Source organism: Myxosarcina sp. GI1 (assembly GCF_000756305.1).
In the GTDB taxonomy this organism is placed as follows: domain Bacteria; phylum Cyanobacteriota; class Cyanobacteriia; order Cyanobacteriales; family Xenococcaceae; genus Myxosarcina.
On record NZ_JRFE01000003.1, the window covers coordinates 136,527 to 150,366 of the forward strand.

Here is a 13,840-nt window from a genome sequence, read left to right on the forward strand (position 1 = left end):
TCGTTTCGATCTTTCTCAAACTCATCTAGTTAGGCTAGAAAATTACCTGGTGCGATCGCCAGCATCAAATTTTTAGAGCGATCGCAAATTATTAAAGTTAACTGTATCAATACCAAATGCTTTTAAATAATAATGTAGTTGTAAGTCGCCAGTTAAAACCAAGTATTTATTTTCCGCAAGCAACATTATTCCGCAGTTGGTTAAACCAAATCGAGAAAAAGCAGCATTATTGGCAATAACTTTGCTTTTTACATATTCTTCGGTTATTACTTGTGAAATTAACACGGTAAATTTAATTAGACATTGCGTTTTTTCCAAGCCACCTAACTGATTAATGCCGAATGCGGAAGTGGTAGCAGATAGATTTCAGGTGATGAAACAAATAAATGAATGTAATTTAAATGAGAAACAGCAACAAAAATTGCAAGCAGTAAAAAAACTCTATCCAATTCTCGAAAAAATGCACAAATTAAAAGAAAAATTTCGGGATATATTAGAAAAAAAGCAAAATAGTTTAACTGGACTACTAAAAATAAGTGATTGGTTAAAAGAAGCAGGAGAATATTATCCAGAAAGTAAAAAGACAATTATCAGATGGATAGGGGAAATAATTGCTTACTTTGACGAGAGAATAACCAATGGTACAGTGGAAGGAATTAATAATAAATTAAAGCTAATAAAACGGTCGGCATACGGCTTTAGAAACTTTAATAACTTTCGTAATAGAGTTTTATTAATTTAGCAATTTAACTATTAGTTAGGCATAGTGTTTACTGAAGAACCGTAATATTTTAGAAATCGCGATCGAACTGTATTAAAAACGTGACAGTCGCCACAAACACAAACGAAAACCTTGGTAGCACATAGTTACAAAGCAAATCTTTCCAAAGGTAGACATTAACTCGTTCCAGATGACAGATGCTAGAGTAGTTGATTTTTGTTTAAATTATTAACAAATCTTATTTAATCAAACAGCTAGCTCGGTCGAATCCTTTTATTAGTTAAATTTTTTCGACCTGTAAAGAAAAGATTGTATGCAGATACCAGCTTCAATAAAAGACCATCGCCAACTAATTGCAGAAAAGTTAGCTACCGACCTAATAACTAATCCCGAAGCCGCTGCTAAAACTGCGGATTTACATTATGTAAGCGATCGCCAGCCAGGATTTACTCGCAAACCCTGGGGACGTGGCTTTAGTTACTTTGACAGCCAAGGCGAGCGCGTTAGCGAGTCAAAACTTATCGAACGGTTTAAAGCTTTAAATATTCCCCCTGCCTGGCAAGAGGTGTGGATTTGTCTCGATCCCAAAGGACATTTACAAGCGACGGGAAGAGACGACAAAGGACGCAAACAATACCGCTATCATCCAGAATGGCGCAAGCTACGCAGTCAAGCCAAATTTGCCCGCCTGATTCCCTTTGGTTTATCACTACCGTTAATTCGGAAGCAATACGATTCCCATTTACGTAAGCGCAAATTAACGCGAGAAAAAATTTTAGCAGTAGTGGTAAGGTTACTAGATGAGACTTTGATTCGAGTTGGTAATCCTCAATATGCGCGGCAAAACTCATCCTTTGGTTTGACGACATTACGCAATCGCCATGTAGAAATTTTTAAGCATAAGGTCTGCTTCGAGTTTACTGGTAAGAGTGGTATACAGCACGAGATCGAATTGCGCGATCGCCGTCTGGCACGCGCCATCAAACGCTGTCAGGAAATTCCTGGCTATCAGCTATTTCAGTATTTTGATGATGACGGTAACAAACAACAGGTCGATTCGGGTGATGTCAATCAGTATCTCGAAACAATTACGGGACATACATTTACTGCCAAAGAGTTTCGCACCTGGGCGGGAACGATGGAAGCAGCTATAGCCCTACAGGATGTTGGTAATTTTCAGTCCGATACCGAAGCCAAACAAAATATTGTTAATGCTGTAAAACTCGTTGCCAAACGTCTGGGAAATCGCCCTGCAACCTGTCGCAAGTATTATATTCATCCTTTAGTGCTGGAAACTTATCAGGCAGGACAGTTATTAGAAACACTGGAGTCCATAAAAACACAAGTGCCATCGGCTGATGAATTGTTAGAACTCGATGAGCTAGCAATGTTGTCCTTTTTAGAACAGCAGAAAAAGTAGGAAGTTATTTTAGACTTTAGGAACTAAGCACTAGGCAACAAACATTTAAGCATTAAGCATTTATCATTTTCAACTGCTCAATGGTCAATGTTCATTATATTAATCCATATTTAACGGATCGACATCAATAGTCATGCTGACAGAATTAGGGCAAAGCGATCGCAGTTCATTTAAATCGGGTAAATTATTTTTTACTTCCAATTCAAACTTGAGTAATATTTGCCAGCGATAGCGACGAGCTACACGCATAATGCTTGCAGGTGCGGGACCTAAAATCTGAGCGTATTGTCCCAGACGTTCGCAGCATTCGTCAGCTAAAATTTCTGCTGTTTTTCTTACTTCTTCTTCATCCACACTGCTTAATTTGATTAAAATTAGCTTACCGTAGGGAGGATAGCGTAATTCGGCTCGATGTTGCAGTTCGACATTACTGAAATTGTGATAGTCGCCATCGGCTACGGCTTGCACTACAGGATGTTCGGAAGAATAAGTTTGCAGAATAACTTTGCCTGGTTCGTCACCTCTACCTGCCCTACCAGCTACCTGAGTCAGGGTTTGAAAAGCTCTTTCGGCAGCGCGATAATCGCTACGATGCAGCAAACCATCGGCAGATACTATGCCTACTACCGTTACTCCTGCAATATCCAAACCCTTGGTAAGCATTTGCGTACCTACTAAAACATCTGCCTCGCGATTAATGAAGCTGGCGATCGCCTCACGATGTGCGTTTTTATTTCTAGTAGTATCGCTGTCAAAACGGATCGCCTTTAGTTCGGGAAATAACTTGCTCAATTCTTGAGTTACTTTTTGCGTACCGCTACCAAAGTGCTTGAGATAAGGCGAACTACATTCAGGACAGAGATTAGGCTGGAGGCTAGTATAGTTGCAGTAATGACAGCGCAATAGTTTGGCAGCACCTTCGCTGGCATAGTGATAAGAAAGAGATACATCACAATCAGGACATTCCATAACGTAACCACAGCTACGGCAAGAAACAAAAGTACTATGACCCCGACGGGGAATGAATAAAATTCCCTGTCTGCCTTGCTGCTGCATTTGAGCGATCGCAGCCTGTAAAGACTGACTAAAGATCGAGCGATTACCGCGATTTAGTTCTTGTCTGAGATCTACTATTTCGACTTTGGGTAAGGGACGAAAACCAATGCGTTCGGGTAGAGATAGATAATGGTTAATAGTTTGTTGTCCCGTTTCATCCTCACCACCATAAGATACAGTCAAAGTCTCTAACGAAGGCGTAGCCGAACCTAACACCAAAGGACAGTTTTCTAATTCGGCACGCCAGTTAGCTACGGTTCTGGCATGATAAGTAGGTGCGGGACGGTCTTGTTTGAAACTAGAGTCATGTTCTTCATCTAAAATAATTAAACCCAGATTGGGTAACGGTGCAAAAATTGCCGAGCGCGTGCCGATAACTACCTGGGGTTCTCCCCGAACGGTTTGTCGCCAGGTATCGTAGCGTTCCCCTACAGACAACTTGCTGTGATATATACAAACCCGATCGCCAAAACGAGCGGTAAAGCGATCGCTCAGTTGGGGAGTCAAGCCAATTTCGGGAACCAATACCAGTGCCGACTGTCCTCGTTCTAAAATTGGCGCGATCGCCTGTAAATAAACTTCGGTTTTACCCGAACCCGTTACGCCATGTAATAAGATCTGGGTATAGTTTTGTTGGTTATTAATTACTGATAGAGCTTCGGCTTGAGCCTGATTTAGCTGTTTGGGTCTATCTGCTTCTCCTTCTATTCCTCCAGCTTTTCTCAGAATTTCGCGTTCGCTCAAGCTAACATAGCCTTTTGCTTCTAACTTTTTGACTGTAGTTGAGGTAGTGCGACACAAACGAACAAAATCTTGTAGCCACAACTCTCCTCCCTGGCTACTTAGGATTTGTAATATTTCTCGCTGTCTGGAACTAAGATCGTTTAAAAAGTTACTCGTAACCAAAGTAATGGCTGTTTTGAGCTTGGGTTTGGCGCGTCTGGGTGGTTCGAGATAAGCTTCAATCCAACCTCGCTTACTTAATTCGCGGATTCCTCTGTTTGCGCCTCGAATCTGGCTGCGAAGATAGTTAACGCTGTAGTCACCTTCTTTTTGCTGTTTTAATAGCTGTAAAATTTGCCCCGCTACCGAACTACAAAAAGTTTCAGCCCCTGAAGGAATTGCTGCGGTTTTGAGTCTAATTCTTCTTTGCGATCGCCCCAGTAAACCAGGAGGCAAAGCTACGGCGATCGCGCTCAACAAATCGCTACAGTAATAATCTGCCACACGTCCCAACAACTCCCAATACCTATTAGGAAAAAAACCAGAAGTAATTACTTCTTCTATAGGGCGAATTTGCTCTAGCTTGAGATTTTCGGGAAGCGATGCCAGAAAACCAATAACTATCCCTCCTGTTATCTGCATACCGAAGGGTACGCTGACAATGTCTCCCGACTGCACCATCAACTCTGGCGGTAGACTGTATGTATACAATCCCCTTGCTCCAGGACAATCTACCAATACCTCTATCCATTGTGGTGATGTTTGCGATCGATAGACGATTTTAGGTTCGGCAACTGAGAGAGTAAGCTGAGTGTGTCGAGTTGGGTAAGATTCTTCTGCACGAGACGCAGCAATTTCACTGGCTAAGGATTCTGTAGATTCTGATATATGGTAACAATCTGATTTCACTAGCGTTTCTGGCTATTGTCTTACAGGAATACTATTTTACACTTTTGTCTGGTCATAGATGACTCCGTTGTAGATTAGCTAGCTAGAGAAAAAATATTCGGCAAACATACAGTATTTGTTCTGTGCGGGGGATACACTGTTTCAGTTTTTTTGTTGACAAAATTAGTTCGGACTACATTATTACAGTCTATGCCATAGATTAAATTTTATGTAATTCATAAAAATAATTAATAACTAGTTATTTTTACTTAAAAACTCAGGTAAATCTATAACATAAGCATTCACAAAATTAATATTAGACAGGTCGCAGTAGTATTTTTAAAAATTATCTCGATCGGTTTAGTTTCGCAAGCCAGAAGACTCATACAATCAAGGCTTTGTCGGCTTGTTTCAACTTTTTCCAAGACTCACAGTTTTACCAATATAAAAAGCTTGTTGTCGTCGAGCAATTAGTCTTGAAGGTACATTTGTTATTTAAGTAACAATTATCACTCAAGATTATTACTTTTTATCCCAAAAATCACTTAACTTAATCTTGAGTTTTAAAAAAATTTATAACAATTCGGTAACTGACAAAACAAAAACCCTTAAAACATCTGGTACTGTATTTACATACATAAATTTTACTTTGGTTTAAAAAGTCAGGGGAAATAAAAACAGGTCACTTTATAAACATATTAAGAAAAGTTGATTTAACATATTTTTTCAGCGATCGGAAATTGACTACACTTTGAAAGTAAATATTTAGCAACCGTACATCTAATTCAGCTTTCATTTTGCTAAAAAGGTTTACTTAAATCTAGGTATCTAGTTCGATTTGTCTGAGATAGGTTATCGATCTATCCAAAATAAGCAGCCAAGTTTAAATAAAAATAAAATAGGATTTACAACCGATGACTACCGCCAAATCAGCCGTTCGAGATAGCTATAACTTTAATGCTGCGGGGCTAACGATTGAAGAAGAACCTTCAACTGCTGAAAATTTAAAATTAGTTGAAGCCGAATATTCAGAAGAAGATAATAATTTCTATTTGACTGGTAATCGCCGCAGCAACCTCGAAGATAATATCGGTGCTTTTTTTAAAGAAATGGCTCGTTATCCTTTGCTCACAGCAGAGGAAGAAATTCATTTAGCCAACGATGTCAAAATGATGGTTAAAGTGGAAGCAACACGTCAACAGCTAAAAAAACAGTTAGATAGAAATCCCAGTACGACAGAACTATCACAAGCTTTAACCTTAGAATCAGAACGTCAGTTAAAGCTAATTTTATATCGCGGTAGAGTTGCCAAACGCAAAATGATTCGCTCTAATCTGCGTCTGGTAGTTTCTATAGCCAAACGTTATCTCAATCGCGGCGTTCCTTTTTTAGACTTAATTCAAGAAGGCGCGATCGGTTTGAATAGAGCTACAGAAAAATTCGATCCCAATAAAGGATATAAATTTTCTACTTATGCTTACTGGTGGATACGGCAGGCAATTACTAGAACCATTGCCAACGATGCTCGCACTATTCGATTACCAATTCACATAGTAGAAAAACTTAATAAGCTTAAAAAGGCACAGCGTCACCTCAAACAACAGCTACAGCGTAACCCTAATGAAACCGAACTGGCTGAAGAATTAAAAATTTCCCTGTCACAATTGCGTCAGCTACTCGAACTACGCCGTCAATCTCTATCTTTAAATCATCGAGTAGGAAAAGCAGAAGATACCGAGTTAGTAGATTTATTAGAAGATAGCGAGTTGCAGCTACCTGAAGAACGCATGAGTGAATCGATGATGCGTCAGGAAATTACCGATGTTCTTAATGACGTACTTACAGAAAGAGAAAAAGACGTTATTTGTTTGCGTTATGGACTAACCAACGATCGCTCGTATACTTTAGAGGAAGTTGGTAAGGTGTTTAATCTATCTCGCGAAAGGGTGCGTCAGATACAAAGTAAAGCAATGCGAAAGTTACGCCGTCCGCAAGTAGCTCGTCGGTTAAAAGGATGGTTGCAATAATCATGTCAATTTAAGAACATACACTTTAGAAAAAGCTTCATGCAGTGAAAACAAACAAAACAGCATAAGCATTTAGGGAGTAAAAATTCTTGTCCGAGCGACTTTTCTGATTTTATAAGGGGCTGACTTTTAAAAGCCCCAATGTTTTAACTATTTTCCCTGTTTAACTGATTTACACATCTTGGCAATTTATGGATAAAGTCGAGCTTAGATAAACTAAAACAACAATCAAATATCGTACTTATTGTGTGTGATATGAATTATTATAAGAAACATAAAATTGTCAAGAGTCAGAGGAAGCATAAAGCTTCCAAAATGGCAAAATTATGCTTCCTGTCACAGTAAGAGGCGTAAAAATCGCTTGCTAGTAGTGGGGGTAGAGAGACTTGAACTCTCACGAGCTTATAAGGCTCAACGGATTTTAAGTCCGCAGCGTCTACCAATTCCGCCATACCCCCAAGTTTTAAAAACCCAGTCTTAGCTTTTGCGGTAGAACCTAATATATCATACAGTATGTTTATTGTGCTTTAACATCTAAGATTAAATTAGAGAAAAAAATTACTGGTAAAAGTAGATGACGCTATTAACAGAAACTAATTTAGTTGCCCTAATATACCTGGTTTTGAGTGGGACGTATTTGCTGGTATTGCCAGGTTTAGTTTATTTCTATTTAAAAAATCGCTGGTATACAGCTAGTTCGGTCGAGCGATTTATCATGTATCTATTTGTGTTTCTCTGCTTCCCTGGAATGCTACTACTCAGTCCATTTCTTAACTTTCGTCCCAAACGTCGAGATCTCAAAGCCTAAGTAAGCTATGCGAAGAATAGATGCGATCGCGATCGCTTTTGGTATTTTTCTAACGGGTGGTATCGTCTATTTAGTGCTGCAAGTATTGGGAATAAACAGCGTCAGTGCTGGAATCTGGACTCAAACTCTGTTGGTAGTTGGCTTATTGGGTTGGTGTTTGACTTATTTGTTCCGAGTAGGTACTAAAAACATGACTTACAATCAACAACTCAAAGACTATGAAGATGCCGTTTTGCAAAAGCGACTGGAAGAAATGAGTCCAGAAGAAATCGAGCGTCTGCAAACAGAGGTAGAAAGAGAAAAAGAAAATTCTGCTTCTTCTGAGTCTGCTTCGGAATAAAATATTTTTCGGTAATTAAACATTAAATAATCTCAAGATGAATTCTGTTAGCGATCGCTTTAAACATCTGCGTCAAAAATCTGAATGTGCCTTAATTCCTTTTATCACCGCTGGCGATCCTGACTTAGAAACTACGGCTAAAGCCCTAGAAGTTTTGGCGCAAAATGGAGCAGATTTAATTGAACTGGGGGTTCCTTATAGCGATCCTCTGGCTGATGGTCCGACAATTCAGGCGGCGGCAACTAGAGCTTTAGGACGAGGTGTACATTTAGAGGCGGTTTTGGATGTAGTTAAAACGGTAAGTAGAAAAATTGAGACTCCAATTATTTTATTTACCTACTACAATCCTATTTATTACCGAGGCATAGAGCAATTTATGCAGCAGATTCAAGCCGCAGGAGTCAAAGGCTTAGTAGTTCCCGATTTACCATTAGAGGAAGCCCAAACTTTACTCACCTCAGCTAACCAAATGGGGATTGAGGTGACTTTGTTAGTCGCACCCACCAGTTCTCAAGAGCGAATACATACCATTGCTAACTCTTCTCAAGGTTTTATTTATTTAGTTTCGGTTACGGGCGTTACGGGAGCGCGGACTGAAATTGCTACTAGAGTTAAAGATTTACTTACCTCTATGCGAGAGATTACCGATAAACCAATTGGGGTAGGATTTGGAATTTCCAGTCCCGAACAAGCCCGACAGATTAAAGACTGGGGAGCAGATGCAGTTATTGTCGGTAGTGCTTTTGTCAAGCGTCTGGCAGATGAAAATTCAGAAGCAGGATTGGAAGCGATCGCCCAATTTTGTCATAATCTCAAACAAGCTATTATCAATGAGCAATGAACAATGAACAATGAACAATGAGCAATGAGCAATGTTCACTGTTCATTGGTAAACTAGCTATAAATTAGTAGAAATTGCGCCTACGGGACAGGTAGGAACGCATTGTTCGCAAACAATACAGTGCGATCGCCGAAATTTGAGTTTAAAAGTTTGCGGCTCTAAAATCAAAGCTTCGGTAGGACAGACACCAGTACACAAACCACAGTCTACACAACTTTCTTCATCGATAACAATTTCGCCACTAGCTGAAGAAACGCTGATGCTTTGCATACGCATCCATTCGATCGCCTCATCGATGCGATCGATATCACCCTGTAATTCTACTACCAGCTTGCCCATGCGATCGGGAGCAACTTGAGCGCGAATAATATTAGCAGCGACATTAAAATCTTTTGCCAGACGATAGGTAATTGGTATTTGAATGGCAGTTCGGGGAAAAGTTAGAGTTACCCGTTTTTTCATGGCTGGTTAGAAATAAAAAAGTACAATAAAACAGGAATGAGAATATATACTAAGTTAGCTAATGAACGAACCTACAGTAGATTATGAATCTAAAAACAGTAGCACTGTTAGAAACGTACTGATTGCGATCGTGGCAGTAGTACTAAGTGTAGCTCTGTTTATTGGGTTACAAAGCGAAACAAACTCTGGTTCTCTTGAAGCTCTAGTACGACGCTCTATACCTCTTGAGGATGCTTTGAGTAACGGTAAACCAACCCTAACAGAATTCTATGCTGACTGGTGTACTAGCTGTCAGGCAATGGCAGAAGATCTTTCAGCCATCGAAAACAGCTATGAAGATCGGGTTAATTTTGTCATGCTCAATGTCGATAATAATAAATGGCTTCCAGAAATGTTGCGCTATCGCGTTGATGGAATTCCACACTTCGTGTTTATGGATCGAGAGGGTGAAGCGATCGCCGAAGCAATTGGCGAACAGCCTCGTTCGATCCTAGAAGCAGATCTTGAAGCTTTAATTGCTAGTAACCCCATCCCTTATGCTTATGAGAAAGGAGCCGTTTCTCAGCTTGATAAGGTTGCAACACAGAAAAACAGCGATCCTCGCAATCACGGTGGAAAATAACTAAAAACCAAGGGCAAAAATAAATTTATGGCGATCGTAGTCAAACACAAAAAAACTGGCAGTGAATATATTCTTTTAGCTGTTAATGCTGTTAGCGGTGGTAGTAAAGTCAATTTACCCTCGCGTTTTCTCAACGATCTATTTCCTCAGAACGATACCGAAAATTATGGACTGGTAACTGTTTGCGATGCCAGAGGAAATATGTTTTTGAGTTATATTGACGATTTAATTATTAGCGAAATAGACGGTCAAAAACCTTCAGAAATTTTGCCAGAAATTGTGGTTTCATCTGTGAGTCATGAAGATAGAGAAGAGTTTGACGATCTTGAAGATGAAAGCAGTATAGAATCGGGCGATTGCCGAAGGCAGCGCGCAGAGCGCGATCGCGAAGCAAATGCCAGTCAGGCTAATCGCGCTGTAATAAGTTCTGACACGGCTTTTTCTGATGATGATTTTGAAGACGATGAGGATTGGGTATAGCTAATACCGCTACGCGGAAGTAAAAAGCAGCAAGTAGCAATTAGCTTTCTGTTGTGCGCTTTAGCTTAGTAAATCGGGAATTTTATAGTATTGACGCAGATATTTAGGGTCGTGTATGGTAATTTTTTGTCGGTATATAGAAATCATTTGCTGATGCCTTAGTTGTCCTAAAAATTTGGTAACGGAGACTCTACTTAGACTAGTCATTTCAGCCAAAGTTTCATGGCTTAATCGCAAGTTAATTTCAATTCCAGCATTTGTTTTAATTCCAAAATCACGACTCAAGATTAATAAAAAGCTAACTAATCTAGTCTGCGATCTTTGCATTCGTAAAAATTCAATAGTTATTTCAGCATTCAATAGTCGCGATACTAGCTGCCGAATCATTAATGATGATAGTTCTGGCGATTTGTGTAATTCTTGCCGTACTCTAAAAGTAGGTGTAGAAATCAATTTTACTGGAGTTACAGCCGAAGCAGAGTATTTTTGTTCTAGTTCGTCTAAAAGCAAAGATGATAATCCAAAGAAACTTTTTTCTGGCAGTAAAGCAATCGCAATTTCATTGCCTATCCGATCTATTTTAAAAAGTTTGACTATTCCATTCAAAGAAAAATAAATATTTTGTTGTGGTTCTAAAAAGTCAAATATCTTTTCACCTGCCTCTAATACTCTTGTTTTTGAATATTTATTTTCAATCTGAGTCACTGCTTGACTTAATTTAGTTTCAAAAGACAAAACATTTTTCATAAAAATGATAATTGTGCCAAATTTTATTTATTAGTTAATAACTTGAATTTACTCAAAGCAGCCGCTCGAAAAAAGTTATAACTGAACTTTGAGTTGGCTAAATGTCGTCACTTTCTATTACTTCAAAATCCAATTCTTTCAAAGACAAAATCAAGGTTTCACTACGCTCTCGTTCTTGGTAATTTAATTTGACTAACCAACGTCTAGTTGATTCTTCTCTGGCTATAACTATCCCTTTAATTCCTTTGGCATATTTGGGATAAATAACTTTCACTGTAGTTTTTACGTCAAGCATATTAAAAAAGCTGTTACTATTAATCAAACGACTGTGATACAACCAATCGTTCTAATTTTATTTTTTTTTAACTATTTAGTTAAAATTTGCTTTTTAGCTTTTTTTAGTTGCTTCCAAAGATGTTTGAGTTGTCGGTAAGCTTCATCTGAAGATAGTTTGCCGTTGGTTTCCAAGCTAGAAATATAGCTTATTTTATGTGAAAATTCTTGTAGGTAAGTGTTAAAAGAAATGTTTTTAGGATTATTCTTTCCGTAGTAGTGATATCTAGGACGAAAAAAGTTGGAGCGATTCATTTCAAATATATTGACTTTTTCAACAAAGGTTCTTGAATTATTTAACAATTGTTACGCAAAAGAACAATACTTTTAGCGCGTTAACGTACAGATAGGCAAATTTTACAATATTTTTTAAAACAACTACACAAAAACAATCAGTTCGTTATAGTACATAATCTTTAAGTTCTTGGTTTTAGAAGTAGATGTTGCAAAAATTCAACTGAAGGGACTTCGCATTTACATCGAGTCTAGATCTATTTCACTGATAGCCACGCTTCACTTTGGCAATTTTGTAACTCATCAGGACTTACGCAGTTGAGCCATAAATCAATAACAGTCGTTCTAGTAGTTTGAGTAAGCTATCTAACAGAATTTTTGAAGTAGCAAAACTATAATGTTGAATGAAACCAGCAAAAAATAAGTATTTCAAAGCAAATATTTAAAACTTTAAGATTATTGATGACTTCAGAACAGATAACAGAACAGCAGTTAGCCGAGTTAGAAAACAATTCTCAACCAACAGCCTCAGAAAAGCTAGAAAATTCGTTAAAAAATATATACTGTGTAAGCGGTTTGGGTGCCGACGATCGCGTATTTCAACAGTTAGAGTTTGAAGGTTATCAGCCAGTTCACATACGTTGGGTAGAACCAGAACCGAGAGAATCAATTGCTGACTATGCCAAACGTCTGACGGCGCAAATAAAGTCAGAAAAGCCGATTTTGATCGGACTATCTTTTGGCGGTTTAATTGCGATTGAAATTGCCAAACAAATCGAAGTAGAGAAAGTAATTTTGGTTTCTAGTGCGAAAAACAAACGAGAAATTCCCCTATACTTTAGATTATTTCGCTGGTTTCCCGTTCACCGTCTTATTCCTTTAAAAAGCTTACTGCGCTTTGTGTACTGGCTGGCATACTGGTTTTTTAGTTTGGAAACCGTTGACGAACAGAAATTACTCAGGGCAATTTTAAGCGATACTGACGCACATTTTTTGAAGTGGGCAGTGCATCGGGTTGTAATCTGGAACAATGAAGAAGTTCCCGAACATATCTGTCATCTTCACGGAACGCGCGATCGCGTCTTTCCTATTTCTTTCGTAAATGCCGATTGGCAAATAGAAAAAGGCGGACATTTAATGATTATGAATCGTGCCTCGCAAATTTCAGCATTAATTAGTAAGGTTCTCGATCGCGTCGGCTCCTTTGAGGGCTGCTAGAGCAATTGCCCGTGGTAAAATAATGTGTTCCTGTTCCTGTATTCTGGCGTGTAGAGTTGCAGGTGTATCTTCAGTCAATACTGGTACGGCAGCCTGCATCAAAATTTTACCGCTATCGACCTCTAGGCTTACCAAATGCACCGTACAGCCCGTAATTTTGACCTGTGCAGCTAAAGCCTGTTCTACAGCGCGAATGCCTTTAAAACTAGGTAACAGACTTGGATGAATATTGATAATGCGATCGGGAAAACTGGCAATCAATACTTCAGTTACTACCCGCATCCAGCCAGCCATTACTACCCACTCAACACCGTAGTTTTGCAGGGTAGATACGACAGCGTGGTCTAAGTCTTCTCTAGTTTTATATTCTCTATGATTGATTAGTATTGTCGGAACATTATATTTTTTGCCAAGCGATCGCACTTTTGCCTGGGGATTATTGTAAATTAAAACTTCTATCTCTGCATTTAATTGTCCCGACGCGATCGCCTTAGCTATAGCCTCAAAATTAGTTCCGCTTCCCGATGCCATAATTCCCAGTTGAAGTGGCTGTTTGGGGTTTATTTCCGATAGCGAACAATTAGGAGAGATTAGCACTGGTATTCAAAATTATTTTTATTTAGAAATTAGTTGTATTTGGAGCGATCGACAGAATAACTAGTGAAGTTTACAATTTTAGAGCGATCGCTGTCAAACGAGATGAATAGTTTATCATTTTAAAACGATTTTTAGTGTAGATTAAAGAATTATTTGTCCAATTTAAAGAATTAGTGTCAAAAATCACGGTATTCTACAAGAATCTCAGCATATAGCTTGTAGCTTTTTTTTGCCAAATTAGACCAAAATTACATTTAAAAAATTAGATGTCAATTTTTTCCGAAGGCGTTTTTTGCTTTAAAAAATTAAGTGTCAAATTTTGA

Annotated in this window: 15 protein-coding genes, 1 tRNA gene and 1 pseudogene; 9 read left to right on the forward strand and 8 right to left on the reverse strand. The window is 38.6% G+C overall.

Translation table 11 applies throughout. The features are described 5' to 3' along the window. Nucleotides 1-72 precede the first annotated feature (72 nt). Nucleotides 73-285: a hypothetical protein gene (locus tag KV40_RS01485; RefSeq protein WP_052055249.1), complete on the reverse strand. Its 213-nt coding sequence runs from the start codon at nucleotides 283-285 to the stop codon at nucleotides 73-75. Nucleotides 286-331: 46 nt separating this feature from the next. Between KV40_RS01485 and KV40_RS01490 the strand changes: the two are divergent. After that, nucleotides 332-742, forward strand: a pseudogene (locus KV40_RS01490) (transposase); the annotation flags it as partial. Nucleotides 743-1,034: 292 nt separating this feature from the next. Beyond that, complete coding sequence (locus tag KV40_RS01495; protein WP_036477195.1) at nucleotides 1,035-2,141, forward strand: DNA topoisomerase IB; 1,107 nt, start codon at nucleotides 1,035-1,037, stop codon at nucleotides 2,139-2,141. Nucleotides 2,142-2,240: 99 nt separating this feature from the next. Here KV40_RS01495 and priA read toward each other — a convergent pair whose 3' ends face one another. Next, the gene (priA, locus tag KV40_RS01500; RefSeq protein ID WP_036477285.1) at nucleotides 2,241-4,775 is read right to left on the reverse strand and encodes a primosomal protein N'; all 2,535 of its coding nucleotides are present in this window, start codon (nucleotides 4,773-4,775) and stop codon (nucleotides 2,241-2,243) included. Between the two features lie 947 nt (nucleotides 4,776-5,722). Here priA and KV40_RS01505 point away from each other — a divergent pair. Beyond that, on the forward strand, nucleotides 5,723-6,835 hold the full coding sequence (locus tag KV40_RS01505; protein ID WP_036477198.1) for an RNA polymerase sigma factor, RpoD/SigA family: 1,113 nt from the start codon (nucleotides 5,723-5,725) through the stop codon (nucleotides 6,833-6,835). A 371-nt stretch (nucleotides 6,836-7,206) separates the two neighbouring features. On the opposite strand, the gene KV40_RS01510 is transcribed toward KV40_RS01505, so the two are convergent. After that, a tRNA-Leu gene (locus KV40_RS01510) sits at nucleotides 7,207-7,293 on the reverse strand. A gap of 116 nt (nucleotides 7,294-7,409) precedes the next feature. On the opposite strand from KV40_RS01510, the gene ndhL reads away from it, so the two are divergent. Genes ndhL through trpA form a run of 3 tightly spaced genes read left to right on the forward strand, consistent with a single transcriptional unit; the run spans nucleotide 7,410 to nucleotide 8,824 of the window. After that, nucleotides 7,410-7,643 (forward strand): NAD(P)H-quinone oxidoreductase subunit L, encoded by a 234-nt coding sequence (gene ndhL, locus KV40_RS32955; protein WP_072013750.1) that lies wholly within the window; start codon nucleotides 7,410-7,412, stop codon nucleotides 7,641-7,643. 7 nt (nucleotides 7,644-7,650) lie between these two features. Then, entirely contained in the window at nucleotides 7,651-7,983 is a 333-nt protein-coding gene (locus KV40_RS01515) for a DUF3007 family protein (protein ID WP_036477200.1), read from the forward strand. Nucleotides 7,984-8,020: 37 nt separating this feature from the next. Then, on the forward strand, nucleotides 8,021-8,824 hold the full coding sequence (gene trpA, locus KV40_RS01520; RefSeq protein WP_036477202.1) for a tryptophan synthase subunit alpha: 804 nt from the start codon (nucleotides 8,021-8,023) through the stop codon (nucleotides 8,822-8,824). A gap of 57 nt (nucleotides 8,825-8,881) precedes the next feature. On the opposite strand, the gene KV40_RS01525 is transcribed toward trpA, so the two are convergent. Next, nucleotides 8,882-9,286, reverse strand: a complete 405-nt coding sequence (locus KV40_RS01525; protein ID WP_036477205.1) for an NIL domain-containing protein — start codon at nucleotides 9,284-9,286, stop codon at nucleotides 8,882-8,884. Nucleotides 9,287-9,347: 61 nt separating this feature from the next. Between KV40_RS01525 and KV40_RS01530 the strand changes: the two genes are divergently transcribed. Both KV40_RS01530 and KV40_RS31705 read left to right on the forward strand, forming a co-directional pair. Beyond that, nucleotides 9,348-9,908: a thioredoxin family protein gene (locus tag KV40_RS01530; protein WP_036477208.1), complete on the forward strand. Its 561-nt coding sequence runs from the start codon at nucleotides 9,348-9,350 to the stop codon at nucleotides 9,906-9,908. A 27-nt stretch (nucleotides 9,909-9,935) separates the two neighbouring features. Continuing rightward, nucleotides 9,936-10,388 carry a hypothetical protein gene (locus KV40_RS31705; protein ID WP_052055251.1) on the forward strand — a complete coding sequence of 151 codons (453 nt, stop codon included), beginning with the start codon at nucleotides 9,936-9,938 and terminating at the stop codon, nucleotides 10,386-10,388. 60 nt (nucleotides 10,389-10,448) lie between these two features. On the opposite strand, the gene KV40_RS01540 is transcribed toward KV40_RS31705, so the two are convergent. The 3 genes from KV40_RS01540 to KV40_RS01550 all read right to left on the reverse strand — a co-directional run bounded on the left by KV40_RS01540 (nucleotide 10,449) and on the right by KV40_RS01550 (nucleotide 11,723). Beyond that, entirely contained in the window at nucleotides 10,449-11,135 is a 687-nt protein-coding gene (locus tag KV40_RS01540) for a Crp/Fnr family transcriptional regulator (protein WP_036477211.1), read from the reverse strand. Nucleotides 11,136-11,232: 97 nt separating this feature from the next. Then, nucleotides 11,233-11,430, reverse strand: a complete 198-nt coding sequence (locus KV40_RS01545; protein WP_036477213.1) for a hypothetical protein — start codon at nucleotides 11,428-11,430, stop codon at nucleotides 11,233-11,235. Nucleotides 11,431-11,501: 71 nt separating this feature from the next. Then, nucleotides 11,502-11,723, reverse strand: a complete 222-nt coding sequence (locus KV40_RS01550) for a hypothetical protein (RefSeq protein WP_036477216.1) — start codon at nucleotides 11,721-11,723, stop codon at nucleotides 11,502-11,504. A gap of 441 nt (nucleotides 11,724-12,164) precedes the next feature. Between KV40_RS01550 and KV40_RS01555 the strand changes: the two genes are divergently transcribed. Then, a complete protein-coding gene (locus tag KV40_RS01555; protein WP_052055252.1) occupies nucleotides 12,165-12,920 on the forward strand; it encodes an alpha/beta hydrolase in 756 nt (251 codons plus the stop codon). On the opposite strand, the gene purN is transcribed toward KV40_RS01555, so the two are convergent. After that, a complete protein-coding gene (gene purN, locus KV40_RS01560) occupies nucleotides 12,873-13,523 on the reverse strand; it encodes a phosphoribosylglycinamide formyltransferase (protein ID WP_036477218.1) in 651 nt (216 codons plus the stop codon). The two genes, KV40_RS01555 and purN, sit on opposite strands and share 48 nt — an antisense overlap. Nucleotides 13,524-13,840: the final 317 nt, after the last annotated feature.